25 protein-coding genes, 1 tRNA gene and 1 pseudogene are annotated in these 25,485 nt (G+C 64.4%); 11 read left to right on the top strand and 16 right to left on the bottom strand.

Annotated elements, in window-relative coordinates; genetic code table 11:
- The first annotated feature begins 279 nt into the window (after positions 1 to 279).
- Positions 280 to 1,014, top strand: a complete 735-nt coding sequence (locus CAF78_RS10875; protein ID WP_085675485.1) for an amidotransferase — start codon at positions 280 to 282, stop codon at positions 1,012 to 1,014.
- Positions 1,015 to 1,120: 106 nt separating this feature from the next.
- Here CAF78_RS10875 and CAF78_RS10870 read toward each other — a convergent pair whose 3' ends face one another.
- The 3 genes from CAF78_RS10870 to CAF78_RS10860 all read right to left on the bottom strand — a co-directional run bounded on the left by CAF78_RS10870 (position 1,121) and on the right by CAF78_RS10860 (position 3,646).
- The gene (locus tag CAF78_RS10870) at positions 1,121 to 2,092 is read right to left on the bottom strand and encodes a magnesium and cobalt transport protein CorA (protein ID WP_085675486.1); all 972 of its coding nucleotides are present in this window, start codon (positions 2,090 to 2,092) and stop codon (positions 1,121 to 1,123) included.
- 63 nt (positions 2,093 to 2,155) lie between these two features.
- Entirely contained in the window at positions 2,156 to 2,875 is a 720-nt protein-coding gene (locus CAF78_RS10865; protein WP_085675487.1) for a 1-acyl-sn-glycerol-3-phosphate acyltransferase, read from the bottom strand.
- An 81-nt stretch (positions 2,876 to 2,956) separates the two neighbouring features.
- Positions 2,957 to 3,646: a crotonase/enoyl-CoA hydratase family protein gene (locus tag CAF78_RS10860; RefSeq protein ID WP_085675488.1), complete on the bottom strand. Its 690-nt coding sequence runs from the start codon at positions 3,644 to 3,646 to the stop codon at positions 2,957 to 2,959.
- A gap of 290 nt (positions 3,647 to 3,936) precedes the next feature.
- Here CAF78_RS10860 and CAF78_RS10855 point away from each other — a divergent pair.
- Positions 3,937 to 4,026 (top strand) — tRNA-Ser (locus CAF78_RS10855).
- Positions 4,027 to 4,264: 238 nt separating this feature from the next.
- Here CAF78_RS10855 and CAF78_RS10845 read toward each other — a convergent pair.
- The 4 genes from CAF78_RS10845 to CAF78_RS10830 all read right to left on the bottom strand — a co-directional run bounded on the left by CAF78_RS10845 (position 4,265) and on the right by CAF78_RS10830 (position 9,061).
- Positions 4,265 to 6,400 carry a TonB-dependent siderophore receptor gene (locus CAF78_RS10845; RefSeq protein ID WP_085675490.1) on the bottom strand — a complete coding sequence of 712 codons (2,136 nt, stop codon included), beginning with the start codon at positions 6,398 to 6,400 and terminating at the stop codon, positions 4,265 to 4,267.
- A 180-nt stretch (positions 6,401 to 6,580) separates the two neighbouring features.
- The gene (locus tag CAF78_RS10840) at positions 6,581 to 6,961 is read right to left on the bottom strand and encodes a hypothetical protein (protein ID WP_085675491.1); all 381 of its coding nucleotides are present in this window, start codon (positions 6,959 to 6,961) and stop codon (positions 6,581 to 6,583) included.
- 119 nt (positions 6,962 to 7,080) lie between these two features.
- Positions 7,081 to 8,262: an MFS transporter gene (locus tag CAF78_RS10835; protein ID WP_085675492.1), complete on the bottom strand. Its 1,182-nt coding sequence runs from the start codon at positions 8,260 to 8,262 to the stop codon at positions 7,081 to 7,083.
- Between the two features lie 49 nt (positions 8,263 to 8,311).
- Positions 8,312 to 9,061 (bottom strand): 3-oxoacyl-ACP reductase family protein, encoded by a 750-nt coding sequence (locus tag CAF78_RS10830; RefSeq protein ID WP_085675493.1) that lies wholly within the window; start codon positions 9,059 to 9,061, stop codon positions 8,312 to 8,314.
- Positions 9,062 to 9,178: 117 nt separating this feature from the next.
- On the opposite strand from CAF78_RS10830, the gene CAF78_RS10825 reads away from it, so the two are divergent.
- Entirely contained in the window at positions 9,179 to 10,111 is a 933-nt protein-coding gene (locus CAF78_RS10825) for a LysR family transcriptional regulator (protein ID WP_085675494.1), read from the top strand.
- Between the two features lie 114 nt (positions 10,112 to 10,225).
- Here CAF78_RS10825 and CAF78_RS10820 read toward each other — a convergent pair whose 3' ends face one another.
- Together CAF78_RS10820 and CAF78_RS10815 are read right to left on the bottom strand one after the other, a co-directional pair.
- Positions 10,226 to 10,696: a GreA/GreB family elongation factor gene (locus tag CAF78_RS10820; protein WP_085675495.1), complete on the bottom strand. Its 471-nt coding sequence runs from the start codon at positions 10,694 to 10,696 to the stop codon at positions 10,226 to 10,228.
- A 2-nt stretch (positions 10,697 to 10,698) separates the two neighbouring features.
- Positions 10,699 to 11,097 (bottom strand): hypothetical protein, encoded by a 399-nt coding sequence (locus CAF78_RS10815; RefSeq protein WP_085675496.1) that lies wholly within the window; start codon positions 11,095 to 11,097, stop codon positions 10,699 to 10,701.
- A 130-nt stretch (positions 11,098 to 11,227) separates the two neighbouring features.
- Between CAF78_RS10815 and earP the strand changes: the two genes are divergently transcribed.
- Together earP and efp are read left to right on the top strand one after the other, a co-directional pair.
- Positions 11,228 to 12,361 (top strand): elongation factor P maturation arginine rhamnosyltransferase EarP, encoded by a 1,134-nt coding sequence (gene earP, locus CAF78_RS10810; RefSeq protein WP_085675497.1) that lies wholly within the window; start codon positions 11,228 to 11,230, stop codon positions 12,359 to 12,361.
- Positions 12,362 to 12,409: 48 nt separating this feature from the next.
- The gene (efp, locus tag CAF78_RS10805; protein WP_060508821.1) at positions 12,410 to 12,979 is read left to right on the top strand and encodes an elongation factor P; all 570 of its coding nucleotides are present in this window, start codon (positions 12,410 to 12,412) and stop codon (positions 12,977 to 12,979) included.
- 57 nt (positions 12,980 to 13,036) lie between these two features.
- On the opposite strand, the gene CAF78_RS10800 is transcribed toward efp, so the two are convergent.
- The 3 genes from CAF78_RS10800 to CAF78_RS10790 form a co-directional block, all read right to left on the bottom strand.
- Entirely contained in the window at positions 13,037 to 13,465 is a 429-nt protein-coding gene (locus CAF78_RS10800) for an organic hydroperoxide resistance protein (RefSeq protein WP_027596038.1), read from the bottom strand.
- 141 nt (positions 13,466 to 13,606) lie between these two features.
- Complete coding sequence (locus tag CAF78_RS10795; protein ID WP_085675498.1) at positions 13,607 to 14,062, bottom strand: MarR family winged helix-turn-helix transcriptional regulator; 456 nt, start codon at positions 14,060 to 14,062, stop codon at positions 13,607 to 13,609.
- 55 nt (positions 14,063 to 14,117) lie between these two features.
- On the bottom strand, positions 14,118 to 15,074 hold the full coding sequence (locus CAF78_RS10790) for a LysR family transcriptional regulator (protein WP_085675499.1): 957 nt from the start codon (positions 15,072 to 15,074) through the stop codon (positions 14,118 to 14,120).
- 140 nt (positions 15,075 to 15,214) lie between these two features.
- On the opposite strand from CAF78_RS10790, the gene CAF78_RS10785 reads away from it, so the two are divergent.
- On the top strand, positions 15,215 to 15,964 hold the full coding sequence (locus tag CAF78_RS10785; protein ID WP_085675500.1) for a sulfite exporter TauE/SafE family protein: 750 nt from the start codon (positions 15,215 to 15,217) through the stop codon (positions 15,962 to 15,964).
- A 69-nt stretch (positions 15,965 to 16,033) separates the two neighbouring features.
- Here the strand turns inward: CAF78_RS10785 and CAF78_RS10780 are convergent, their stop codons facing one another.
- On the bottom strand, positions 16,034 to 16,885 hold the full coding sequence (locus CAF78_RS10780; protein ID WP_085675606.1) for a LysR substrate-binding domain-containing protein: 852 nt from the start codon (positions 16,883 to 16,885) through the stop codon (positions 16,034 to 16,036).
- A gap of 96 nt (positions 16,886 to 16,981) precedes the next feature.
- On the opposite strand from CAF78_RS10780, the gene CAF78_RS10775 reads away from it, so the two are divergent.
- Positions 16,982 to 17,200, top strand: a complete 219-nt coding sequence (locus tag CAF78_RS10775; protein ID WP_085675501.1) for a DUF1127 domain-containing protein — start codon at positions 16,982 to 16,984, stop codon at positions 17,198 to 17,200.
- 134 nt (positions 17,201 to 17,334) lie between these two features.
- Positions 17,335 to 18,555, top strand: coding sequence for a winged helix-turn-helix domain-containing protein (locus CAF78_RS10770; protein ID WP_085675502.1), 1,221 nt, complete (start codon positions 17,335 to 17,337; stop codon positions 18,553 to 18,555).
- On the opposite strand, the gene CAF78_RS10765 is transcribed toward CAF78_RS10770, so the two are convergent.
- On the bottom strand, positions 18,536 to 19,882 hold the full coding sequence (locus tag CAF78_RS10765) for a class II 3-deoxy-7-phosphoheptulonate synthase (RefSeq protein WP_079227016.1): 1,347 nt from the start codon (positions 19,880 to 19,882) through the stop codon (positions 18,536 to 18,538). The two genes, CAF78_RS10770 and CAF78_RS10765, sit on opposite strands and share 20 nt — an antisense overlap.
- Before the next feature lie 117 nt (positions 19,883 to 19,999).
- On the opposite strand from CAF78_RS10765, the gene CAF78_RS10760 reads away from it, so the two are divergent.
- A complete protein-coding gene (locus tag CAF78_RS10760) occupies positions 20,000 to 20,755 on the top strand; it encodes a spermidine synthase (RefSeq protein ID WP_085675503.1) in 756 nt (251 codons plus the stop codon).
- A 398-nt stretch (positions 20,756 to 21,153) separates the two neighbouring features.
- Positions 21,154 to 22,876 (top strand): annotated as a pseudogene (locus tag CAF78_RS10755) (DEAD/DEAH box helicase).
- 154 nt (positions 22,877 to 23,030) lie between these two features.
- On the opposite strand, the gene CAF78_RS10750 reads toward CAF78_RS10755, so the two are convergent.
- Positions 23,031 to 23,783 carry a class III extradiol ring-cleavage dioxygenase gene (locus tag CAF78_RS10750; protein ID WP_085675505.1) on the bottom strand — a complete coding sequence of 251 codons (753 nt, stop codon included), beginning with the start codon at positions 23,781 to 23,783 and terminating at the stop codon, positions 23,031 to 23,033.
- A gap of 102 nt (positions 23,784 to 23,885) precedes the next feature.
- Between CAF78_RS10750 and CAF78_RS10745 the strand changes: the two genes are divergently transcribed.
- Entirely contained in the window at positions 23,886 to 24,533 is a 648-nt protein-coding gene (locus CAF78_RS10745; protein ID WP_085675506.1) for a thiopurine S-methyltransferase, read from the top strand.
- Positions 24,534 to 24,584: 51 nt separating this feature from the next.
- Here CAF78_RS10745 and htpX read toward each other — a convergent pair whose 3' ends face one another.
- Positions 24,585 to 25,472 (bottom strand): protease HtpX, encoded by an 888-nt coding sequence (htpX, locus tag CAF78_RS10740; RefSeq protein WP_003259721.1) that lies wholly within the window; start codon positions 25,470 to 25,472, stop codon positions 24,585 to 24,587.
- Positions 25,473 to 25,485 lie beyond the last annotated feature (13 nt).

Genomic DNA, 25,485 nt, shown 5'->3' with positions numbered 1-25,485 from the left:
TCGGGTCTGCTTGCCTCATGTATGTGGATATAAACCACCCACAGGGCGAGTGTTATCCATTATTGAGAACCCTTTGTTCTAAATGGATAACGGCGCAATTTCGATTGGCTATGAGGCCACTGGCCACCCCGCTGACAGGCTCTGCCTAGACAGCCGCGTATCCACCCGCGCTTCCCCGACAGAATGTGACCGTTCGTCAGTGCAGCCTACTTGCTTGTACGTGGCTTTCGCGGCAGTCTCTACAACAGATTCCCACCCATGTCGTTCAGGACTATCCCTATGTCGTTACGCATCTGCATCCTTGAAACCGATGTCCTGCGACCGGAGTTGACCGCGCAGTACCAGGGCTACGGAAGGATGTTCGAGCAGCTCTTCTCGCGTCAGCCGATCGCAGCCGAGTTTCGTGTGTACAACGTGATGAACGGCGACTACCCGCCCGACGGCGAACGCTTCGATGCCTACCTGGTCACGGGCAGCAAGGCCGATTCGTTTGGTAGCGATCCCTGGATCCAGACGCTGAAGGCCTACCTGCTCAAGCTGTACGAGCGTGGCGACAAGCTGCTGGGCGTGTGCTTCGGTCACCAGCTGCTGGCTTTGACCCTGGGTGGCAAGGCCGAGCGCGCCGACCAGGGCTGGGGCGTGGGTGTTCACCGCTATTCGCTGGCGGCGCATGCGCCGTGGATGGACCCGGAGGTTTCCGAGCTGACCTTGCTGATCAGCCACCAGGACCAGGTCACCGAGCTGCCCGAAGGCGCCACGGTGATCGCCTCCAGCGACTTCTGCCCGAATGCGGCCTACCACATTCGCGATCAGGTGCTGTGCTTCCAGGGCCACCCGGAGTTCGTCCATGACTACTCGCGGGCGCTGCTCGATGCGCGTCAGGAGTACCTGGGGGACGAGGTGTACCACAAGGCCATTGCCAGCCTGGCCACCGAGCATCAGGGCGACCTGGTGGGGGAGTGGATGATGCGCTTCATCCAGCAGCCGGCCAAGGCCAGCGACAGCGCCGCCTGATCAATTGCCGGGGCTGCTTTGCAGCCCATTCGCGGGCAAGCCCGCTCCCACGGTTATCGGAGCGCATTCGAACCCTGTGGGAGCGGGCGTGCCCGCGAAGAGGCCCTCACAGCCAGCCAGATTTCTTGAAGCTGGCATAGAGCCCGCTACACCCCAGCGCAATCACGCCGAGCACCCCAAAATAGCCATAGTGCCACCCAAGCTCCGGCATGTTCTGAAAGTTCATCCCGTAGATCCCGGCAATCGCCGTGGGGAAGGCGAGGATCGCCGCCCAGGCGGCAAACTTGCGCTGCACGATGCTCTGCCGTGACGACTCCAGCAGCATGCCGATCTCGATGGTCTGGCTGGCGATGTCGCGGATCCCGGCCAGGTCCTCCATCTGCCGCGTCACGTGGATCTGCACATCACGGAAGTACGGGCGCATGTTCTTGTCGATGAACGGGAAGCTCAGGCGCTGCAGTTCCTCGCTGACCTCCACCATCGGTGCCACATAGCGGCGCAGGCGCAGGATGTCGCGGCGCAGGCTGTGCAGGCGCTGGATGTCTTCCTCCTGCAGCGTGGTGCTCAGCACGCTCTGCTCCAGCTCCTCGATCTCGCCATGAATGGCCTCGCTGACCGGCTGGTAGTTCTCGGTGACGAAGTCGAGCAGGGCATACAGCACGAAGTCCTCGCCATGTTCGAGCAGCAGCGGGCGCGCCTCGCAGCGCTGGCGCACCAGGGCGTAGGATTTCGAGTGGCCATTGCGGCAGGTGATGATGTAGCCGTTGCCGGCGAAGATGTGAGTTTCGATGAACTCCAGCTTGCCTTCGTGGCGTACCGGCGAATAGGTGACGATGAACAGCGCGTCGCCGAAAGTTTCCAGCTTTGGCCGGCTGTGTTTTTCCAGCGCATCCTCGATGGCCAGTTCGTGCAGGTTGAACTGGCACTGCAGGTTGGCCAGCTCCTCGGCATTGGGCTCTTCCAGGCCGATCCACACGAAGTGCCCCGGCTTGCGCGCCCACTCGCTGCCTTCGTCGATGCTGATGTTGGTGACCTTTCTGCCGGCGGCATACACCGCCGATGCCACGACTCGACCCATGGTTATCCACTTGTTCGGTTGCACACGGGTTACAGCTTGGGCTGTAGTTGGCCGCAGAGCAACCTAGTGGTGGGCGAGTTCATCTTCCATATGGTCGATGCACTGCTGCATCTGGGTATGGCACTGCTCGATCAGCGCCGGCAGGTCCTGCAGGCTGAGGCCACTGGTGGCGATCGGGGGCAGCGAGCGCACGATCACGGTCCGCCGCCGCCAGCTGTTCAGGCTCAGGCGCCGGGCATAGCGGCTGACGCACACGGGCACGATGGGCACGCCGGCTTCGATGGCCATGTGGAACGCACCTTTCTTGAACGCCAGCAGCCGTTCTGCCGGGTTGCGCGTGCCTTCCGGGAAGATCCAGATCGAGGTGTCGTCACGCAGGATGCGCGTGGTGGTCTGCATGGCCTTGCGCGCCTGGTAGGCGTTCTTGCGGTCGATCAGCACATTGCCACCGAGCCAGAACAGCTGGCCGAACAGCGGAATCCAGCCGAGGCTCTTCTTGCCGATGGCGACAGTGCGTTGCGGCACCACATGGCCGAGGATGAACAGGTCGAAGTTGGACTGGTGATTGGCGACGATCACGCAGCCGGGCGGCTGGTCCCACAACGGGCCGACCTCGGCCTTGACCTTGATGCGCATCAGCCAGGTGGCCGGCAGGCTGTAGAGGCGGGCGAACACGCGGCTGTTGTCGCGGTTGAAGGGGCGCAGCAGGCCGATCAGCAGGCCGACGGCGCCCACCAGCAGAAAGTGCAGCCCCAGCAGGAGCATGCGAAGGGAGTAAAGCATGGTACGACTCACACCAGACAGTCGCGGCGCAGTGTACGGCTGTGCACTGGCCGGGGCAAACCCTGGTGTGAGCCGGCGCAATCAGCCCATGTGGCCCTGATCGAGCAGAATCGCTTCGTCCAGGGCATCCAGCAGCCCTTTGCGCACTTTCAGCTTGGTGTTCTTGTGCGCCAGCATGTTCAGCTTCTTCAGTTCACCGGCAACGCCCTTGGCGATGTCCAGCAGTTGTTCGGCTGGCACCACCTTGTCGAGGAAGCCGGCATCCAGTGCATCCTTGGGCTCGAACATCTCGGCGTTGATCACCGAGCGGTGGAAGGCCGAGCGACGCAGGCGGTCGCGGGCCAGCTCGATGCCGGCGTGGTGCATGGTCATGCCGATCTGCACTTCGTTCAGGCCGATCTTGTACGGGCCTTCGACGCCGATGCGGTAGTCGGCCGACAGCAGCAGGAAGGCGCCCTTGGCCACGGCATGGCCGGGGCAGGCGACGATCACCGGGAACGGGTGCGACAGCAGGCGCCGGGCCAGGGTGGAACCGGCGGTGACCAGGGCCACGGCTTCCTTGGGGCCGGAGGTCATCACCTTGAGGTCGTAACCGCCGGAGAGAATGCCCGGCTGACCGGTGATGATCACCACGGCACGCTCCTGCGTGGCGCGGTCGAGGGCGGCATTGAAGGCCGTGATGACATCCGGCGAGATGGCGTTGACCTTGCCGTTGTTCAGGGTCAGGGTGGCGATGCCGTCTTCGGCGTGGTAGGTAATCAGCTCGCTCATGGCGCAATCCTTAGGGTGGCGTGGCGACGACGTTACCCAGCACGGCGGGCCAGGTAAAGCAGCAAGGCTGACCGGCCAGTCAGCGCTGCGGCGCGATGCCTTGCACGGCGAGGGCAGAGCGTTTGCGGCGGGTAAAAGCGCTGGCGAGATTGGCAGCATTGCCCTGGCAACCTCGGGTTTTCAGTGGGTTGGCTTAAATGCATGAAAAATTTGAAAAAAATGCTTGCTAAAGAAAAGCTCTTCTACTAAATTAGCGCGCCTCGACGGGGTGAAAGCCTTGAAGAGAAAACGGTGAAGTGTCCGAGTGGTCGAAGGAGCACGCCTGGAAAGTGTGTATACGAGAAATCGTATCAAGGGTTCAAATCCCTTCTTCACCGCCACATTCTGAAAAGCCCCCGCGCTGAAAAGCTCGGGGGCTTTTTGCATTCTGGGACGTTTGTGCCCAGATTTCTGAGCCTTGCGCGGACCCTGTGGAAGCAACTGTCTTGCTCGATTTCTAGAATCTGGCGCAATCCCTGTGGGAGCGGGCTTGCCCGCGAACACGGGCGCAGCCCGTGCCATCCACCGCGTCGCATGCTTCGCGGGCTTGCCCACTCCCACAGGGTTTCTACGAAGCTGTCAGAAACTGATGGAAGCCGACAACCGCGCCGTCCGCGGCGCCCCCTGGAACAGGTAGTTGTCGCCCAGATAATCCCCCACATCACGCCAGTAGCGCTTGTCGAAGACGTTATCCACGGTCAGCCGCAGCGTCGTGTCATACCCGCCGATGCGCGTGCGATAGCGGCTGCCGAGATCGAACACGGTATACCCACCCACCTCGACGTTGCCGGCCTGGCTTGCATACTTGCTGGCGCTGTAGCGCGCCCCACCGAGCAGTGCCAGGCCAGGCACTGGCAGGCTGTACTCGGCCTGCAGGGCTGCGCGCAGCCGCGGCACGTTGATTGCCTGATGGCCTTCATAGGCGTCAGTGCCGCTGTCCTGCACCCGTGCGCGAATCGCCGCGGCGCTGGCCTGCAGCTGCAGGTTCGAGGTGGCCCAGCCGCTGGCGCCCAGTTCCAGGCCGATGTTCTTCTGCTGGCCCTGCTGGACATACACGAAGTCGCTGCCTTGCGGCTTCGCGTACTGGTACGCCTGGCGGATCTGGAACAGCGCGGCGCTGAAGCTCATGCCTTGCCAGTCACGCTTGATGCCGAGCTCCAGCTGGTGCGAGAGGGTGGGGGCGAGAATCTCTGCCGCGTTGCTGGCATACCAGGGCGCTGTGCCGCCCGCCGACAGCCCCTTGGCGTAGCTGGCGTACACCGTGGTGTCGGGGCGCGGTTTGTAGATCAGCGCGGCATTGGGCAGCAGCTGGTATTGCCGGGTATGGCGCCCAGTCACGCCGTTCTCGTCCCAGGTCTTTTCATCCAGGCGCACTTCGCGGGCGCCAATCACGGTCTGCCATTGCGCGTTGAAGCGGATGCGGTCGCTGACGAACAGGCCGTACTGGCGGCTGTCCAGGCGCTTTTCGCTGGCGCCGACCGCCTTGCCCGATGGCGCCACAGCCGGTGCGCCGGTATAAATGTTGCCGCTGCCGACCAGCTCGTTGTAGTAGGGGCGCTGATCGAGCGTGCGGCGCTGGGCGCTGCTGCCCACGGTCAGCTCGTGCTGCACGCCCAGTGCGTCGAAATGGCCATTGAGCATGGCCTGGGCCTCATCGGTGCGGCGGGTATCGTCGGGGCTGCGGAAGTCGTAGATGTCGTAGTCGCCGTTGGGGCTGAAGTGTGACTGCCAGCCGCCCTCGCTGCCCCAGGCGAACGCGCTGTAGTCATCGATCACCACCTGGCTGCGCGATGCGCTCAGGGTGCCGGTCCAGGCCTCGTTGAAGCGGTACTCGAAGCGCCCGCCGAGGTTCAGTGCGTCGTTCTGCACCGGCTTGGCCCAGTGCTGGTAGGCCAGGCGGTCGCTCGGGTCGATGCCATGGGGCAATTGGCTGCCGCCCAGCAGCTGGTAACCCGGCACGGAGCGCTGCTCGCGGTGCTGGTACTCGGCATCCAGCTGCAAGGTGGCATCGGGGTTGATCTGCCAGTCGAAGGCCAGCGAAGCGAAGTCGCGGCGGCCGTCGGCATGGTCGACGTAGGAACGGATGTCCTCGTGGGCCAGGTTGGCGCGCAGGCCGAACTGGCGCTCGCTGCCGAACCAGCCGCCGAGGTCGGTGGCCAGGTAGCGCTCGCCTTGCGCGTTGGTCGAAACCGTCACGCTGCGCACGTCGGCAGGGCGCTTGGTCACGTAGTTGATCAGCCCGCCTGGCTCCGATACGCCGCTCTGCAGCCCGGACAGGCCCTTGAGCAGCTCGACCTGCTGTTTGTTCTCCAGCGCCACGTTCTGCTCACCGGCGATGGTCTGGCCGTTGATGCGGTAGCTGCTGGCGGCGTTGAGTTCGAAGCCGCGCACGTTGAAGTTTTCGTAGTAGCCGATCGGGGCATAGCTGTCGCCCACTGAAGCGTCGCTTTGCAGCACTTCGCTGAGCAGGCGGACCTGGCGGTCTTCCAGCAGTTGCTGGCTGAATACGCTGACCGAGGCGGGGGTGTCGAGCAGTGGTGCGGGCTGGAAGCCGCCGACTGAAGCCTCGCGTACCTGGTAGCCCTCATCGCCGTAGGTATCGGACACTTGCACCGGGGCCAGTTCGAGGCTGTCTTCGGCCAGGCCATGGGGGCTGTGCAGGGCCAGGCCCAGGCTGAGCAGGCTCAGGGGCAGGTGAGGGCGAAGCAGGGGCATGCAGGGAGCGTCCTTGGGGCAGATACCGCGCAGGCCCTTTCGCGGGCAAGCCCGCTCCCACATGGGCTGCACTGCCCTTGATGACAGTGCATGACCTATGGGAGCGGGCTTGCCCGCGAAGAGGCCGGAACAGGCAGAAAAAAGGGGCGCTATCTTATCAGGCCCCAGTCCTGCGGGTCTTCAATCGGCAGTTGGCGGGCGGCGATGCTGGCGCCAGGTGTCGTCGATTTTCGACCAGGTCTTGCCGTCGGTGATGGCCATCAGTTTGCGGCCATCCTTGAAGGTGGCCAGGAAGGTGGCTTCTTCCTCTTTGCCGCCCAGCCAGAGCCCGGCCAGCAAGCCCACCGGGCCCGCCACCAGCGCCCCGGCCACGCCCCAGCCGAGGGCGGTGCCCAGGCTGCGGCTGGACTCCAGGCTGGCCAGGCGCAGGTCAGCGATGCGGGCAAGGGAAATGCGTTCGCCGGGTGAAGGGCTGCGCGGGGTCTTGAGTGTGAGCGATCCATTGCGAAACTCGCCTTCACCTTGCAAGAAATCGCCGGATTGCACCGTGAGTCTTGTCATTGATTCGTCCTGTCAGTGAAAGGTCCTAGACCAGCGCCTACTGAGCGCCGCCGGGGCAGGCAAGTCAACGACCAGGCGACGGAGGGTAATGCGTCGGGTTGTCGCGCTCAATGATGGCTTCAGGCTAGCTGCGCCGCTGCCTTGCGCAGCGCCAGGCCCCATACCACCAGGGCCAGTGTGCCGATCGCCAGGCCTGCCACCACGATGCCCATCCACCCTTGCCGCTGGAACAGCTGCGTGCCCAGCAACGAGCCTAGCGCACCACCGATGAAGTAACAGGTGATGTAGCCGGCATTCAGCCGCGTACGTGCTTCAGGTCGCAGGGCGATCACCGCATTCTGGTTGCTCACGTGCACCAGCTGCACGGCCAGGTCCAGTACCAGCACGCCAACCAGCAAGGCCAGCAGCGAGCGTTCGGCAAAGCCCAGCGGGACCCACGACAACAGCAGCGCCACCAGGCCGACGGTGGTTCCCAGCGAGCCCTTGCCACGGTCGGCCAGGCGCCCGGCCCAGTTGGCCGCCAGTGCACCGGCCGCGCCGGCCAGGCCGAACAGCCCGATGGCGGCGTCGGAGTAGTGGTAGGGCTCGCGCGCCAGCAGAAATGCCAGCGGTGTCCAGAACAGTGCGAACAGGCTGAACGCCAGCAGGCCGAGCAGTGAGCGCAGGCGCAGCACCGGCTCTTCGATGAACAGGCGGAACACCGAGCCGATCAGCGCCGGGTACTTCAAGCCGGCATGGCTGTTGTGCTCGGGCAGGTTGCGGTACAGCGCCAGTGCCGCCAGCGCCATCAGCACCGCGGCCAGCACATAGATGCTGCGCCAGCCGCCCAGCTCGGCCATGAAGCCGGCTGCGGTGCGCGCCAGCAGGATGCCCAGCAGCAGCCCGCTCATCAAGGTGCCCACCGCGCGGCCGCGCTGATGCGGCTCGCTCAGGGTGGCGGCCATTGGCACGAGAATCTGCGCCACCACCGAGAACAGGCCGGTGAGCGCAGTGCCTAGCAGCAACCAGGGCAGGCTCGGGGCGCAGGCGCTGATGACCAGGCCGAGGGTGGAAATGGCGGTCATCACCACGATCAGCCGGCGCTGCTCGAACAGGTCACCCAGTGGCGCCAGCAACAGCAGGCCGGCGCCATAGCTGAGCTGCGCGGCGATGACGATGCTGCCGGCGCTGGCGGTACTCAGGCCGAACTGTTGGGCGATGCTGTGCAGCAGCGGTTGGGCGTAGTAGTTGCTGGCCACCGCCAGGCCGGTGGCGGTGGCCATCAGCAGGATCAGCGCGCGGCTGAGCGTTGGGGATCTCATGTGTCTCTCGTGTTCAATGGCAATCTGGGGGCGCAAGGCCCCCAGTCTATCAGGCGGCAAAGCCACCATCGGCCGTCAGGCTGGCGCCGGTGATGTAGCCAGCCTCAGGCCCGGCGAGGTAGGCGACGAAGCTGGCAATCTCATCCGCCTGCCCGTAGCGCCCGATCGCCATCAGCGGGATCAGGCTCTCGGCGAACTCGCCACTGGCCGGGTTCATGTCGGTGTCCACCGGCCCCGGCTGTACGTTGTTCACGGTAATGCCCTGTGGTCCCAGGTCACGGGCCATGCCCTTGGTCAGGCCGACCAGCGCCGACTTGCTCATGGCGTACGGTGCGCCGCCGGCAAACGGCATGCGTTCGGCGTTGGTGCTGCCGATGTTGATGATGCGCCCGCCCTGGCCCATGTAGCGGGCGGCGGCCTGGCTGGCGACGAACACGCTGCGCACGTTGACCGCCAGTGTGCGATCGAAGTCGGCCAGGTCGAACTCGGTGATCGGCGCCACGGCCAGCACGCCGGCGTTGTTGACCAGGATATCGAGGCGGCCGAATGCCTTCACGGTATCGTCCACCGCCAGTTGCAGGGCGGCGGCGTCGGCGCTGTCTGCGCGCAGGGCCAGGGCCTGGCCGCCAGCGGCCTTGACCTCTTCGGCCAGCGCTTCGGCCGGGCCGGCGGAGCTGACGTAGGTAAAGGCCACCTGTGCACCTTCGCGGGCCAGGCGCCGCACGATGGCCGCGCCGATACCGCGCGAGCCGCCTTGGACGAAGGCGACTTTGCCTTCGAGGGTAAGTTGCTTGGACATGCTGATCTCCTGCTGGAAGCAAGGCCGGATGCCTTGGATGGACGCAGTATCGACCGATGATTACCTGCTGATAAGATGGCAATCACTATCAGCAGAGTAAACCTTTGGTTGGCAATCATGGCCATGGAGTCGTTCAACGCCCTCGAGTGCTTCATCCGAAGCGCCGAGGTGGGCAGTTTCGCCGAGGCGGCCCGGCGCCTGAGCATCACCCCGGCGGCGGTGGGCAAGCACGTTGCCCAACTGGAAGCGCGCCTCGGTGTGCGGCTGTTCCAGCGTAGTACGCGCAAGCTGACCTTGACCGAGGCGGGGCAGCGATTTCTCGGCGAGGTGAGTGACAGCTTCCGGACCATCCAGTACGCCGTGGCCAACCTGGCCAGCGCCGAGGGCCAGCCGGCCGGGCTGCTGCGGGTGAGCATGGGCACCGTGTTCGGCCGCCTGTACGTGCTGCCGCTACTGGGTGAGTTTTTGCGCCGCTACCCGGCGATCACCCCGGACTGGCATTTCGACAACCGCCAGGTCGACCTGATCGGGCAGGGCTTCGATGCGGCCATTGGCGGCGGTTTCGAGCTGCCGCTTGGGGTGGTGGCGCGCAAGCTGACCCCGGCGCATCGGGTGCTGGTGGCGGCGCCCGCGTACCTGGGCCGGCATGCCGCCATCGAAGAGCCACAGGTGTTGCAGCGCCATGACGGGATTCTGATCCGCTCGCCACAGACCGGGCGGGTGCGCTCCTGGCCCTTGACCAGCCGCTGGCAGGAACAGCAGCCGTTGCAGTTGCGCCAAGCGATGACCATGAGCGATTCGGATGCGGCGTGTGCGGTGGCGCAGCAGGGGTTGGGGATTGCCCTGGTCAGTTTGCCGTTCGCCGTGCCTTACCTGGAGGCGGGGCAGCTGCAGCGGGTGCTGCCGGACTGGTATGTGGATGATGGGGCTATCAGCGTGTATTACGCCGAGCACAAACTGTTGCCGGGCAAGACCCGGGCGTTCATCGACTTTGTGGTGGAGCAGTTTGCCGAACGGGGGTTGGCGGGGCGTTTCGATGCCTTGGCCTAGAGGTGTGTCGCCAGTGCCGGCCCTTTCGCGGGCAAGCCCGCTCCCACAGTGTCACCACGGTCTCGGGCATTGTGCGATGCCTGTGGGCGCGGGCGAGCCCGCGAAAGGGCCCTGTCAGGCAACATCGATGATGTAGAAAAGCTGGGCCCCGTGCTTCACCTCATCCTCGACCTTCTTGCCCACCAGTTGCTGCCCCAGGGGTGAGCGCGGGGTAATCACGGTCACCCGTTCATCCCCTTCGCCAATCTTCAGTCCCGCCGCCTCAGGCCCGAGGAACAGCAAGCGCTGCCCTCCATCCTCATCCTCCAGCGTCACCAGGTTGCTCACCTGCACCCCCCGCGCCGGGTCGTACTCGCGCAGCAGCAACTGCTGGTAAGTCAGCAGTGCCTGGCGAATTTCGGCCGTGCGCCGTGCCTGCCCGGTGGCCAGGTACGACGCCTCCAGCCCGAGCGTGTCGTACTTGTTCTCGGCGATGTTCTCTTCGGCGGTGGCCGCCTCGTAGGCGGTCTGGGCTGCGCGGCGCAATACCTCCATGTCGGTTTCCAGGGCCGCGACGATGCGCGTGAGCAGGGTGGCCTTGTCCATGGTCAGTAACAGAACTCCAGGACGTTGGCCTGGCTCTTGTCGGTCGGCGCGGTGCGGTTTTGCGCAAGCCAGAACTGGCACTTGGGGCTGTTGAGGTTGCGCGGGTTGCCTTGGGCCGCCTCGGCGGCCTGCTGGATTTCCTGTTTGTGCAGGATGTCCTTGTATCGCTCGAACATCTCGCTTTGCGCGTCCTGCGGCTGTGCCGGTGTCGCCGCCGCTGGCGGCTTGCTGTAGGCCGGTGCCACTGCCTGGGCCACCGGTTCCACCTGTTCCGGCCACAGCTGCAGGGCCAGCCAAAGGCTCAGGGCGATCGCCACGGCGCCGAGCCACAGGCCAAAGGCCACGCAGAAAATCAGCTGCAGCGGTTTGAGGGTGATCTTCAGTTCACGGTGGCGGGGCATGGCGGCCTCCTGGCAGGGCGGGCGAGGGGGCCATTGTCGCATGGCGCCAGGGTTTTTGCCGTGCGGTGCTTTTGTCGGCGACAATTTATCCGCAGAATTCGCGGTTTTTGCGCAGGGCGAGACAGGGCACATGAAAACCACCTGGGACATTTTCTGCAGCGTCGTCGACAACTATGGCGATATCGGCGTGACCTGGCGCCTGGCCCGGCAACTGGTGGCCGAGCACGACCTGGCGGTGCGCCTGTGGGTGGACGACCTGAACGCCTTCGTGCCGCTGTGCCCGGGCGCCTCCGCCGATGCCGAGCAGCAGTGGCAGCAGGGTGTCGAGGTGCGTGCCTGGGCCGCCGAATGGCAGCCCGTGGCGCCGGCGGATGTGGTGATCGGTGCCTTTGCCTGCCAGCTGCCGGCAGACTACGTCGAAGCGATGCGCGTACGCTCCTCGCCAGTGCTGTGGCTGAACCTGGAATACCTCAGTGCCGAGGACTGGGTGGAAGGTTGCCATGGCTTGCCATCGCCCCAGCCCAATGGCCTGCGCAAGGTGTTTTTCTTTCCGGGGTTCACCGACAAGACCGGCGGGCTGTTGCGCGAGGCCAGCCTGCTGCCGCGCCGGCAGGCCTTCGAGCAATCGACCGAGGCGCGTGCGGCGTTTCTCCAGGGCCTGGGTGTGCACGCGCAGCCCGGTGCGCTGCTGATGTCGCTGTTCGCCTACGAAAACGGGCAACTGGGCCGTTGGCTCGACGCGCTGGTCGAGGATGCCGACCCGGTCCACCTCCTGGTCCCGCAAGGGCGCATTCTCGGCGACCTCGGCGCCTGGCTCGGTGAGCAGGCCTTGCAAGCCGGCGATGTGCACCAGCGTGGCACCTTGACGGTGCAGGTCCTGCCGTTCGTCAGCCAGGACGATTATGACCGCCTGCTGTGGAGCTGCGATTTCAACGCCGTGCGCGGGGAAGATTCGTTCGTGCGCGCCCAGTGGGCTGGCCGGCCGATGTTGTGGCACATCTATGTGCAGGACGAGAATGCCCACTGGGAAAAGCTCGAGGCCTTCCTCGCCCATTATCGGCAGGGCCTGTCGGACGCTGCCGGCGAGGCGCTGATGGCCCTGTGGCGTGCGTGGAACATGGACCGTGACATGCACGCGGCCTGGCAAGGTGCCCGCAAACACTGGGCGGAACTGCAACAGCACGCCGCTGATTGGGCAGTGAGTCAGGCCGCTCGGCCGGACCTTGCCAAGGCGCTGGTACAGTTTTACCGAAATTGGCTATGATATGCGGCCTCGATTTTTATAAATCCATCCAGATTCGGATACTTCGTAATGAAAACTGGTAAAGAACTGAAACCCGGTACCGTACTGCGGATCGACAACGACCCGTGGCTGGTTCAGAAAGCCGAGTTCACCAAGTCGGGTCGCAACAGCGCGATCATGAAGACCAAGCTGAAAAACCTGCTGACCGGCTACAAGACTGAAACCGTCTACGGTGCAGACGACAAGCTGGACGACGTGATCCTGGATCGCAAAGAAGCGACCCTGTCGTTCATCAGCGGTGACTCGTATACCTTCATGGACACCACTGACTACACCATGTACGAACTGAACGCCGAAGACATCGACGCCGTTCTGCCGTACATCGAAGAAGGCATGGAAGACGTCTGCGAAGCCGTGTTCTTCGAAGGCCGCCTGGTATCGGTTGAACTGCCGACCACCATCAGCCGTCAGGTTGTCTACACCGAGAACGCTGCACGCGGCGATACCTCGGGCAAGGTCATGAAGCCTGCCAAGCTGAAGAACGGCACCGAGATCCAGGTTGCCGACTTCATCCAGATCGACGAGTGGATCGACATCGACACTCGCGACAACAGCTTCAAAGGCCGCTCCAAGAAGTAATCCTTCTTGCGAAACGCAAAAAACCCGGCCTTGGCCGGGTTTTTTTATGCCTGTGATTTACACGGTCACGTGCAACCGAACATCCACATTGCCGCGGGTGGCGTTGGAGTACGGGCAGACCTTGTGGGCCTTCTCCACCAACCCTTCGGCATCGGCCTGGGCCAGGCCCGGCAGGTTGATGTGCAGGTCGATGTCCAGGCCGAAACCACCGGGGATCTGGCCGATACCGACATTGGCGGTGATCGAGGCATCCGCAGGCAGGGCTTTCTTCTCCTGGCCGGCGACGAACTTCAGCGCGCCGATGAAGCAGGCCGAGTAGCCGGCGGCGAACATCTGCTCAGGGTTGGTGCCGTCACCACCGGCGCCGCCGAGTTCCTTGGGGGTGCTCAGCTTGACTTCCAGTTTGCCGTCGCTGGAGCGGGATTTGCCGTCGCGACCGCCGGTGGAGGTGGCTTCTGCGATGTACAGCGGAGTGACCTTTTGCATCTTGAGCCTCGCTAGTGTGCTGTGCGCCCCTGGTCATCAGGTGGCGTCATGTGAGTACGGGATTTAAATTAGCGCGCAATTAGTTAGTGCGCAAGATAAATCTTCACCGCTCGTCCGAACGGGCATCACACAGCGTAGCCGTCAGAGGTTTTTTTGCAGGCTGTCGCGCAGCTCCAGCAAGTCCGCCTGCAACTGCTGCAGGCGTTCGAGGCTGCGGCCGCTGGCCTTGAGGATGCACTGCGGCACTTCCCGGGCCTGCTGCTGCAAGGCGCGGCCCTTGTCGGTCAGTTGCACCAGCACCACCCGCTCATCCTCGCGGCTGCGGTTGCGCTGCAGCAGGCCTTCGCTTTCCAGGCGCTTGAGCAGGGGGGTGAGCGAGCCAGGGTCGGTCAGCAGGTGCTGGCTGATTTCGCCTACGGTCAGGCCGTCCTGCTCCCACAGCACCAGCATGGCCAGGTACTGCGGGTAGGTCAGGCCCAGCGCTTGCAGCAGCGGCTTGTAGACCTTGGTCATCAGCAACGAGGTGGAGTGCAGGGCGAAGCAGACCTGGTTGTCCAGCAGCAGCTCGTCACAGGAAGCTTGGGCGTTGGCGTTCATGCAGGTCCTTGAATGTCATCAATGGAGAAATCTAGCACGCTGAAGGTGTGGGCGCTTACTGCCAGCGCAGTTCACTGCGCAGCGCCAGGTCCCAGGGTGGCACCGGGCTGAAGCGGCTCTTGAGGAATTCGAGCAGCAAACGGCTGCGAGAGTTCGTTTCATGTTCAAGGCGCAGTGCATAAATGCCACTGGTTTCGGCGTCGGGCAGGCCGTTGTCGCAGAACAGCGGCACCAGCTCGCCGCGCAGCAGGTAGTCGCTGATCAGCCAGGTCGGCAGGTGGGCGATGCCGAGGCCGGCGAGGGCGCCGAACAGCAGGGTCTCGGCGTTGTTGGCGGCCATGCGCATGCGTGCCGGGCGGTACAGGCGCATCTGCCCGTCGACCGCGAAACGCCAGGCGAACGGTGGCGCCAGGCCGTCCCAGTCGAGGCCGTCGTGGCCGGGCAGCTCGCTGGGGCAACTGGGTATGCCGCGGCTGGCCAGGTAGGCAGGGCTGGCGCAGGCGATGCGCACCATGTGCGCCAGTTTTGTCGCGACCAGGCGGGTGTCGGCCAGGGGGCCGGCGCGCAGCACCAGATCGACCTCACCCAGGTGGCTGCCATGCAGGTCGACGAAGCTGTCGATCAGCCGCAGTTGCACGTCCAGCCCCGGATAGGCCACCAGGAAGTCGGCGATCGCCGGTGCCAGGTGACGGCGGCCGAAGGCGGCCGGGGCGTCGATGCGGATCAGGCCTTCCGGGGCATTGCTCAGCGATACCGCCTCGGCACGGGCCAGGCGCAGCTCCTCGATGATGCGCCGGGCGCGCTCGGCGAAGGCATGGCCTGCCGGGGTGGCGCGCACGGCGTGCGTGCTGCGGGTGAACAGGCGGCTGCCGACGGCGTTCTCCAGGTTGTCGATGCGCCTGGCCACGGCGGAGGGGGTCAGCGGATGGCGGCGGGCGGCGGCAGAGAAACTGCCGGTTTCCAGCACGTCGAGGAACAGGCTCAACTGGTCGGTGAGGGTATCGGGGCTCATGGTCACTGTGTGTCTTCGACGGGTAGTTTTGCACTTTTGCTTTTGCGAAAAGCGCACAGCCATTGTGCGTTGCTGTGCGTTTCCCTGCCAGCCCGCAATCGTTAGCATGCTCGCATTCAAAACAGGCGGGTGAGACCCTGATGATCGAGTGGTTGTTGTATATCGTGCTGGGCGCAGGCCTGGGCACCATGGGTGGGTTGTTCGGCATCGGCGGCGGGCTGATCGCCATCCCGGCGCTGGGGGTGTTGTTCGGCCTTGATCAGCAACTGGCCCAGGGCACGGCGCTGGTGATGGTGGTGCCGAACGTGTTACTGGCCCTGTGGCGTTATCACCAGCGCAACCGCATCGAACTGCGCCATGCCTTGCCGTTGTCGCTGTGCAGCTTCCTGTTTGCCTGGCTGGGGTCGATCTGGGCGGTGGGCATCGATGCCCACGCCATGCGCCTGGGCTTTGTCGGCTTCCTGGTGGCGCTGGCGGTGTGGAACGTGGTGCGGATGTTCCTCAAGGTTTCGCCACCCTCTGCCGAGCTGCGCTATGCCTGGCCTTGGCTGGGTGTGCTGGGCAGTTTTGCCGGGACCATGGGCGGCCTGTTCGGTGTGGGCGGGGCGGTGGTGGCTACGCCGATCCTGACCAGTGTGTTCGGCACTACCCAGGTGGTGGCGCAGGGGTTGTCGCTGGCGCTGGCGGCACCGAGTACCTTGGTGACGCTGGTGACCTATGGGGTGCATCGCAGTGTCGACTGGGGGGTGGGCATTCCGTTGGCGGTGGGTGGGCTGCTGAGCATCAGTTGGGGGGTGAAACTGGCCCATGCGCTGCCTGAGAAGGTATTGCGGGCGATGTTCTGTGTGTTTCTGGTGGTGTGTGCGGTGATGTTGGGGTTTGAACTTTGAGATCGCCGGGGCCGCTTTGCGGCCCTTTCGCGACACGAGGCCGCTCAAGGATCGCGAAGCTGCCCCGGCTCAGATGAATCCTTCGACGATGTAATCGGCCATGCAGTCGGTGATCGGCGACTGGCTCTGGCTGTTGCGTAGCAGCATCACGTTGGCCACCGGCAACTGCGGCAAGCCTTCGTTTTCGCCGAGAATGCGGATGTTGCCACCGACCAGGCTCTGCAATTGCGCGGTCACCGCCAGCCCTGCGGTGACGATGGCGAAAATCGCTGCCAGGCTGGGGCTGGTGTAGGCGATGCGGTAATCGATGCCCTGGGCCTCCAGGGCATTGCAGGTCCAGGCGCGGCAGAAGCAGTCGGTGTTGAACAGCGCCAGCGGCATTGGCCGCTGCTCCTGCGGGCAGAAGCCTTCGGCGGCGGCCCATACCAGGCGCTCCTGGCGCAACAGCTGGCCAACCTCGTTGCCCGGCTCGCGGGTGACGATGGTCAGGTCCAGGTCCTGGCGCAGCATCAGTTGCTTGGACGAGTCGCAATGCACCTCCACCTGGACCAGCGGGTAAGCCTGGGCAAAGCTCGAAAGGATGGTCGGCAGAAAGCGCATGGCGTAGTCATCCGGCGTGCCGATGCGCACCATCCCGACCATGTGCGGCATGCGCAGGGTGTTGAACACCTCGCCATGCAGCTTGAGGATGCGCCGGGCGTAGCCCAGCAGCACCTGGCCTTCGGCGGTAAGGCGGACCTGGCGGCCGTCGCGTTCGAACAGCTGGCGCTGCAGGATGTCTTCTTCCAGGCGTTTCATCTGCATGCTCACCGCCGACTGGGTGCGGTTGACCACTTCCCCGGCGCGGGTGAAGCCACCTTGCTCGGCGATGGCGACGAAGGTGCGCAGCACGTCGGCATCAAGGCTCTGGTACTGGGACATTGCATCAATCTCCGAGATGCATGGCATCAGAAACATTCGTTGGATTGATCTTAAGCCTGGGCAGAGACTGAAGCCATCAACACGGAGGGCTTCACGATGAAAGGTCATGTCAGCAGCATCCAGCAACCTGCCTTTTCCCTGAACCACCTGTGGCATGTGGCCCTGGACCGTCCGGCCCGGTGGCTGCAGCTGTACCGCCAGCGTCAGGAACTGGCCAGCCTGAGTGATGCGACCCTGCATGACCTGGGCTTGAGCCGGGCGGACATCCAGCAAGAGGCCGACCGGCATTTCTGGGATGACCCTTTGCGTAAATAGGCTAAACCTGTAGTGGCCTCTTCGCGGGCAAGCCCGCTCCCACAGGGTCAGCACAATTTTCGCCATTGTGCAGTACCTGTGGGAGCGGGCTTGCCCGCGAAGAGGCCATTACAGGCACCACAAGGAGATCAGGTTTGCCGCTCAAGCTGTCCATCAAACAGGCCCGCCGCCTGGTCCTGTCTGCCCAAGGATTCGGCAAACAGCCTGAATTACGCCCGACCCTGCCCGCACTCAAGCGCATGCTGCAACGCCTGGGCGTCGTGCAGATCGACTCGGTCAACGCCGTGGTCCGCTCCCACTACCTGCCGCTGTTCTCCCGCCTCGGCGACTACCCGCCGGCCATGCTCGACCAGCTCGCCTGGGGCCGTGGCCGCCAGCGCCAGCTGTTCGAATACTGGGGCCACGAAGCTTCGCTGTTACCGCTCAACCTCTACCCACTGCTGCGCTGGCGCATGGCCCATGCCGCCGATGGCCGCGGCATCTACCGCCAGCTCGCGCAGTTCGGTCGTGAACGCCAGGACGTGATCGCCCGCGTGCTGGCGGCCGTGCGCGAACAGGGCGCGCTGGGCGCGGGCAGCCTGTCCACCCGGCAGGAGCGTGCCGGCCCATGGTGGGACTGGAGCGAAGAAAAGCATGCGCTGGAATGGCTGTTCGCCGCCGGTGAAGTGACGGTGGCGGGGCGCCGCGGCTTCGAACGGCTCTACGACGTACCGGAAAAGGTGTTGCCCAAGGCGATCCTCGATCAGGCGCTGCCGAGCGAAGCCGAAGCCCATCAAGGCCTGATGCTGCATGCGGCTACAGCTCTGGGTGTGGCCACCGAGCGCGACCTGCGCGACTACTTCCGCCTTGAGCCCGGTCAGGGCAGGGCGGCACTCGACGAGCTGGTCGCCGATGGCCGCTTGCAGCCGGTCGAGGTGCAGGGCTGGAAACAGCTCGCCTATAGTGCCGGCACACCGCGCATCCCCCGCAGAATCGAGGCCAGCGCGCTGCTGTCGCCGTTCGATTCACTGGTCTGGGAGCGCAGCCGCACCGAGCGGCTGTTCGATTTCCATTACCGCCTGGAAATCTACACCCCGGCGCACAAGCGGGTTTACGGCTACTACGTGCTGCCGTTCCTTTACCGTGAGCGCATTGCCGCGCGCCTGGACCTGCGCGCCGAGCGTGCCCTTGGGCAACTGGCGGTGCACGCCGTGCATGCGGAATCGATAGCGTTGGACGAAGAGGGTTATCAAGCCCTGGCGGCTAATCTGCTGCGCATGGCCCGGTGGCTGGGCCTGCAGCGGGTGCAACTGAACTGCCCCCGGGCAGAGGGCAGCCGGTTGCTTCAGGCCTTGCTCAGCGCCGCACCTGCTTGAGGGTTTCGGCGATCAGGAAGGCCAGTTCCAGCGACTGATCGGCGTTCATCCGTGGGTCGCAGTGGGTGTGATAGCGGTCGGACAGGGCATCCTCGGTGATCGGCCGGGCGCCGCCGATGCACTCGGTGACGTTCTGCCCGGTCATCTCGATATGGATGCCGCCCGCATGGCTGCCCTCGGCCTGGTGCACCTGGAAGAACTGCTTGACCTCGTCAAGGATCTGCGCGAAGTCGCGGGTCTTGTAGCCGCTGCTGGCCTTGATGGTGTTGCCGTGCATCGGGTCGGAACTCCACAGCACCTTGCGCCCCTCGCGCTCCACGGTGCGGATCAGCCCAGGCAGGTGCGCGCCGACCTTGCCTGCGCCCATGCGCACGATCAGGTTGAGGCGGCCGGGGTCGTTGGCCGGGTTGAGCGTGTCGATCAGGCGGATCAGCTCTTCAGGGTTCATGCTCGGGCCGACCTTGACCCCGATCGGGTTGTGCACGCCGCGCAGGAACTCGACATGGGCGCCGTCGAGCTGGCGGGTGCGGTCGCCGATCCACAGCATGTGCGCGGAGCAGTCGTAGTAGTCGCCGGTCAGGCTGTCCTGGCGCACGAAGGCTTCTTCATAGTTGAGCAGCAGCGCCTCGTGGGCGGTGAAGAAACTGGTTTCGCGCAGCTGCGGCGCGCTGTCGAGGCCACAGGCGCGCATGAAGGCCAGGGTTTCGTCGATGCGGTTGGCCAGCTGGTGGTATTTGTCGGCCAGCGCCGAGTTGGCGATGAAATCGAGGTTCCACTTGTGCACCTGGTGCAGGTCGGCGAAGCCGCCCTGGGCGAAAGCACGCAGCAGGTTGAGGCTGGCAGTGGCCTGGTGGTAGGCCTGCAGCAGGCGCTCCGGGTCCGGCACACGGCTTTTTTCGTCAAAACCGATGCCGTTGACGATGTCGCCGCGGTAGGCCGGCAGGGTGACGTTGCCGATGGTTTCGTCGCCCGAAGAGCGCGGCTTGGCGAACTGCCCGGCCATGCGCCCGACTTTCACCACCGGGCAGCCGGCGGCGAAGGTCATGACAATGGCCATCTGCAACAGCACCTTGAAGGTGTCGCGGATTTTTGCTGCGGAGAACTCGGCGAAGCTCTCGGCGCAGTCGCCGCCCTGCAGCAGGAAGGCACGGCCTTCGGTGACCTCGGCAAACTGCCGGCGCAGCTCGCGCGCCTCACCGGCGAACACCAGCGGCGGGTAGCTGGCCAGGGTCTGCTCGACCTTGAGCAGGTGCGCGGCGTCGGGGTAGGTCGGTTGCTGCTGGATCGGCAGGGCACGCCAGCTGTCGGGGCTCCACGGTCGGTTCATCACGGGCTCGGTTTTGTCTGTTATAGGCTGACTGCCATGGTAACAGCGGCGCCGAGCTTGTTGCATCCGGGGCGTTGACGGACAATGCGCGTTTTTGCGCGGGTGGGTGGCAGGTAGATGGCGACGGAGCGGGAAGAGAAGCTGTTGGCCCGGGTCGAAGATGCCTTTGGCGTGATCAGCGTGTACGAGGTGGAGGATTACCGCTTCCTCGAGTTTGGCGATGCCATCGAGCAAAGCTGCGTGTTCACCGCCGACCCCAGCTGGCTGGAGTATGACTACACCCGCGCCATGCTGGTCGGTGCGCTGTGCCATGAGCAGCCGGAGAGCGCGCTGTTTCTCGGCCTGGGCGCCGGCACCCTGACCCAGGCGTGCATGAAGTTCCTGCCGCTGGACGACATCGAGGCCATCGAACTGCGTGCCGACGTGCCGCGCCTGGCCATGGAGTACCTGGGGCTGGATGATGACCCGCGCCTGTACGTGCGCATCGGCGACGCCCTGGAGTTGCTGCCCACGGCCGAGCAGGCCGACCTGCTGTTCGTCGACTTGTATACCGACCATGGGCCGGGTGTCGGGCACCTGGCGTGGAATTTCCTCGAAAACTGCCAGAAGCAGCTCAACCCCGGTGGCTGGCTGGTGATCAACCAGTGGGCCAACGACGACGGCAAGCCACTGGGCGCGGCGCTGCTGCGCGGGTTGTACCACCGGCATTACTGGGAGCTGCCGGTGAAGGAGGGCAATGTGATCTTGCTGGTGCCGGCGGACCTTGAGCAGCAACTGGATATCGACGGCCTGCGGGCGCGGGCCGAGGCCTTGGCGCCGCGCCTGGGGTACAGCCTGGAAGGATTGATTCGCGAGATTCGCCCGGCTACCTGAAGACCGCGTCGCCTGCTTCGCGGGCTTGCCCGCTCCCACAGGAATATCTCTGCCCTGAGGATCTGCGCGGTACCTGTGGGAGCAGGCAAGCCCGCGAAAAGGGCAACTCGCAACCATCAGGAGGAATCGATTCAGCGGGCCAAGGTTGATGGCCCGATACTGGCCGTTGGGCCAGAAAAATTTACTCACTCCCCGGCATTAATTCGGGTATAGTACGCGCCGGTCTTTTAGCGGACCTCAAAATCAGGTGGTGCAAATCCTCCGAGTCCAGCTTCGGCTGCACGTCCGCTAGGCGGACCTTCCCAAAGTTTTCTTTTTCAATCGTTTTCGCAAATCCCCGCCGACAAAGCTGCCTGGGTGACCGTTCCGGTCTTTCAAGGCATGTGCAGCTTTGCAGCATGGGTCTTTGCGGATGCACTTAGAGGCAGACCCATGACCCAGGAAACCGGCGGCTTCGCCGCTCTCGATCTTAATCCGAACATTGTTGCTGCCGTTCTGGCTACCGGCTACGAAGAGCCGTCCGCCATTCAGCAACAATCGATCCCGATCATCCTCGCCGGTCACGACATGATCGGCCAGGCGCAGACTGGCACCGGCAAGACCGCTGCCTTCGCCCTGCCGATCCTCAACAAGATCGATGTGAGCAAGCGCGAACCGCAAGCCCTGATCCTGGCGCCAACCCGTGAGTTGGCGCTGCAAGTAGCCACCGCTTTCGAAACCTACGCCAAGCAGATGCCAGGCGTTAATGTAGTGGCTGTATACGGTGGCGCCCCGATGGGCCCACAGCTGCGTGCCATTCGCAACGGCGCGCAAATCGTCGTCGCCACCCCGGGCCGTCTGTGCGACCACCTGCGTCGTGACGAGAAAGTCCTGTCGACCGTGCAGTACCTGGTACTGGACGAAGCCGACGAAATGCTCAAGCTGGGCTTCATGGACGACCTCGAAGTGATCTTCGACGCCATCCCGGCCAGCCGCCAGACCGTACTGTTCTCCGCCACCCTGCCGTCGTCGATCCGCTCGATCGCCGAACGCCACCTGCGCGAGCCCAAGCACGTCAAGATCCAGAGCAAGACCCAGACCGTTACCGCGATCGACCAGGCCCACCTGATGGTCCACGCCGACCAGAAGATCCCGGCTGTGCTGCGTCTGCTGGAAGTCGAAGAGTTCGACGCGCTGATCGCCTTCGTGCGCACCAAGCAAGCCACCCTGGACCTGGCCGCCGCGCTGGAAGCCAAGGGCTACAAGGCTGCTGCGCTGAACGGTGACATCGCCCAGAACCAGCGTGAGCGTGTGATCGACTCGCTGAAGGATGGCCGCCTGGACATCGTCGTCGCCACCGACGTCGCTGCCCGTGGTCTGGACGTACCGCGCATCACCCACGTGTTCAACGTCGACATGCCGTACGACCCGGAGTCCTACGTGCACCGCATTGGCCGTACCGGCCGTGCCGGTCGCGATGGCCGTGCACTGCTGCTGGTCACCCCGCGTGAGCGCCGCATGCTGCAGGTGATCGAGCGCGTGACCGGGCAGAAGGTTGCCGAAGCCCGTCTGCCGAACGCCCAGGCTGTGCTGGATGCCCGCATCAAGAAGCTGACCTCGAGCCTGGCGCCGCTGGTTGCCGAAGCAGAAGCCACCCATGGCGAGCTGTTCGACCGCCTGACCGCCGACCTCGGTTGCAGTGCACGTGCCCTGGCTTCGGCCCTGCTGCGCAAGGCCACCAATGGCCAGGCGCTGGACCTGGCCGCGGTAGAGCGCGAGCAGCCGCTGGTGCCGAGCTTCGCCCCGCGTGGCGAGCGTGCCGAACGGGGTGAGCGCACTGAGCGTAGCGACCGTGGTGATCGTGGTGACCGCGAGCGTCGTGCGCCAATGCCGCTGGCCGAAGGCCGCGTGCGTTGCCGTACCGCCCTGGGTGCCCGTGACGGTATCGCCGCCAAGAACCTGCTGGGTGCAATCCTCAACGAAGGTGGCCTGGCCCGTGATGCGATCGGCCGCATCCAGGTGCGCGACAGCTTCAGCCTGATCGAGCTGCCGGAAGATGGCCTCGAGAAGCTGCTGTCCAAGCTCAAGGACACTCGTGTAGCTGGCAAGCAGCTGAAGCTGCGCCGCTACCGCGAAGATTGATCCTGACGCAATGAAAAAATCCCCGGCCTAGGTCGGGGATTTTTTTTTGCCCAGTACCGGCCTCTTCGCGGGCTTGCCCGCTCCCACAGGATCTTCACAGGCCTTGAGAGCTGTGAGGTTCGTGTGGGAGCGGGCAAGCCCGCGAAGAGGCCATTCAGTCGAACCGATAGATGTCCATCCCCAAAGCCCCCAGGGTGAAGCCCTGGTGCACGATCCCGAACCTGTCGCCGGCCCCCAGGGCAAAGAACAGTGGCAGCAAATGCTCATCACTGGGATGGTTGCGCGCCGCAAATGGCGCCTGTTTCCGGTAATCCAGCAGTGCGGCCTGGTCATCTGCCTGCAGCCGCTCCACCACCCAGTCGCGGAACGCCAGCGCCCAGGGCTCGATCACATCCGGCCCGGCGTGCCAGTCCAGTTCACCTAGATTATGGGTGATGCTGCCGGAACCGATCAGCAAAACACCTTCCGCGCGCAGCCCTGCCAGCGCCTCGCCGACCTTGATCTGCAGCGCAGGCCCCATCTGGCTGGGCAGCGATACCTGGATAACCGGAATGCTCGCATCCGGGTACATCAGCGACAGCGGCACCCAGGCGCCGTGATCGAACGGTCGCTGCGGGTCCAGGCGGGCCTGCAACCGTTCAGCGACCCGGCTGGCCAGGGCTGGTTCGCCAGGCGCCGGGTACTGCACTGCGTACAGTGCCGGCGGGAAGCCGTGGAAGTCATGCCAGGTCTCTGGCTGCGTGCCGCTGGTTACCAGCAGCTCGCGGCTTTCCCAGTGCGCCGACACCACCACGATCGCCTTTGGCCGGGGCAGGGCGTTGGCCAGCCCGGCCAATGCCGGCCCGCTGGCGCCGGGTTGCAAGGCAAGCATGGGGGAACCGTGGGAAATGAACAGGCTGGGCAGCATGGCGGGGGTCCTGAGGGTTAAGATGCAATCATCTTCGATCAACTACCGATCGAAATCCAAACCAAGTTTTGCCGACAAACCATCTAAAAATCGGGAGTGATCATGGAGCCAGCGTTCTGGCAGCAGCGGTGGGCCGACAACCAGATCGGTTTTCATCAAGCGCAGGTGAACCCTTACCTGCAAAGGTATTGGCCACAGTTGCAGCTGGCGCCGGGCAGCCGCGTGCTGGTGCCGCTGTGTGGCAAGAGCCTGGACCTGGCCTGGCTGGCGGGGCAGGGGCACCGGGTGTTGGGGGTCGAGCTGTCGCGGCGGGCGGTGGAGGCGTTCTTCCGTGAGCATGGGCTGGAGCCGCAGGTGACGCAGCAGGGCGCTTTCGAAGTCTGGCGCAGTGGCGATGTGCAGCTGTGGTGTGGCGATTTCTTTGCTTTGCGCGCGGAGGATGTGGCGGATTGCGCGGCGCTCTATGATCGCGCCGCACTGATTGCCCTGCCGCCTGAAATGCGTGCGCACTACATGCGCTTGCTTTCACAGCTATTGCCGCCAGGTGCCGGGCTGCTGGTGACATTGGACTATCAACAGGAGCTGCTGGCCGGGCCGCCGTTTTCGGTGGCGGATGATGAAGTGCGCCGTGGGTTTGCTGGTTGGGAGGTAGAGGCGCTTGAAGCGCAGGAAGTGATCAGCGAGAGCCCGAAGTTCCTGCAGGCCGGGGCCAAGAGCCTGGTCGAGCGGGTGTACCGCGTAAAGTTTTGAGTGAAAACGAAAAAAGGGCGACCGAAGTCGCCCTTTTCTTTACCGGTTGGATCAACCGCGGCGGCGCAGGGCCTCGATGCGGTCTTCCAGCGGCGGGTGGCTCATCAGCAGGCCGGCCAGGCCGTGCTTGAGCCCGCCATTGATGCCGAAGGCCTTCATGGTATCGGGCATGTGCACCGGCAGGCCTTGCTCCACACGCAGGCGCTGCAGGGCGCCGATCATCGCGGCGGTACCGGCCAGTTGCGCGCCGGCTTCGTCGGCACGGTACTCGCGGCGTCGCGAGAACCACATGACGATCATGCTGGCGAGGATGCCGAGGATCAGCTCGGCGACGATGGTCGCCACGTAGTAGGCGATGCCTTGGCCTTCTTCGTTCTTGAAGATGACCTTGTCGACGAAGTTGCCGATGATGCGGGCGAAGAACATCACGAAGGTGTTCACCACGCCCTGCACCAGCGCCAGGGTGACCATGTCACCGTTGGCCACGTGGCCGATTTCGTGGGCCAGCACGGCGCGCACTTCATCGGGCGAGAAGCGCTCCAGCAGGCCCTGGGATACGGCTACCAGCGCGTCGTTGCGGTTCCAGCCGGTGGCGAAGGCGTTGGCCTCGTAGGCCGGGAAGATACCCACTTCGGGCATCTTGATGCCGGCCTCGCGGGACAGCTCTTCGACCGTTTGCAGCAGCCACTGCTCGTGACGGGTGCGCGGCTGGCTGATGATCTGGGTGCCGGTGGTCATCTTCGCCATCCACTTGGAGATGAACAGCGAGACCAGGGAGCCGGCAAAGCCGAACACGGCGCAGAAGACCAGCAGGCTGCTGAGGTTGAGGTCAACCCCGTTGGCGGCCATGAACCCGTTGAAGCCGAACAGGCTCAGGGTAATGCTTGCAACCAGCACCACCGCGAGGTTGGTGGCTACAAACAACAGAATGCGCATCATGGTTGTTACGTTC

This window comes from Pseudomonas sp. R28(2017) (genome assembly GCF_002112505.1).
In the GTDB taxonomy this organism is placed as follows: domain Bacteria; phylum Pseudomonadota; class Gammaproteobacteria; order Pseudomonadales; family Pseudomonadaceae; genus Aquipseudomonas.
The sequence above is the reverse complement of the archived record's forward strand: the minus strand, read 5'-3'. Positions and strand labels throughout refer to the sequence as shown.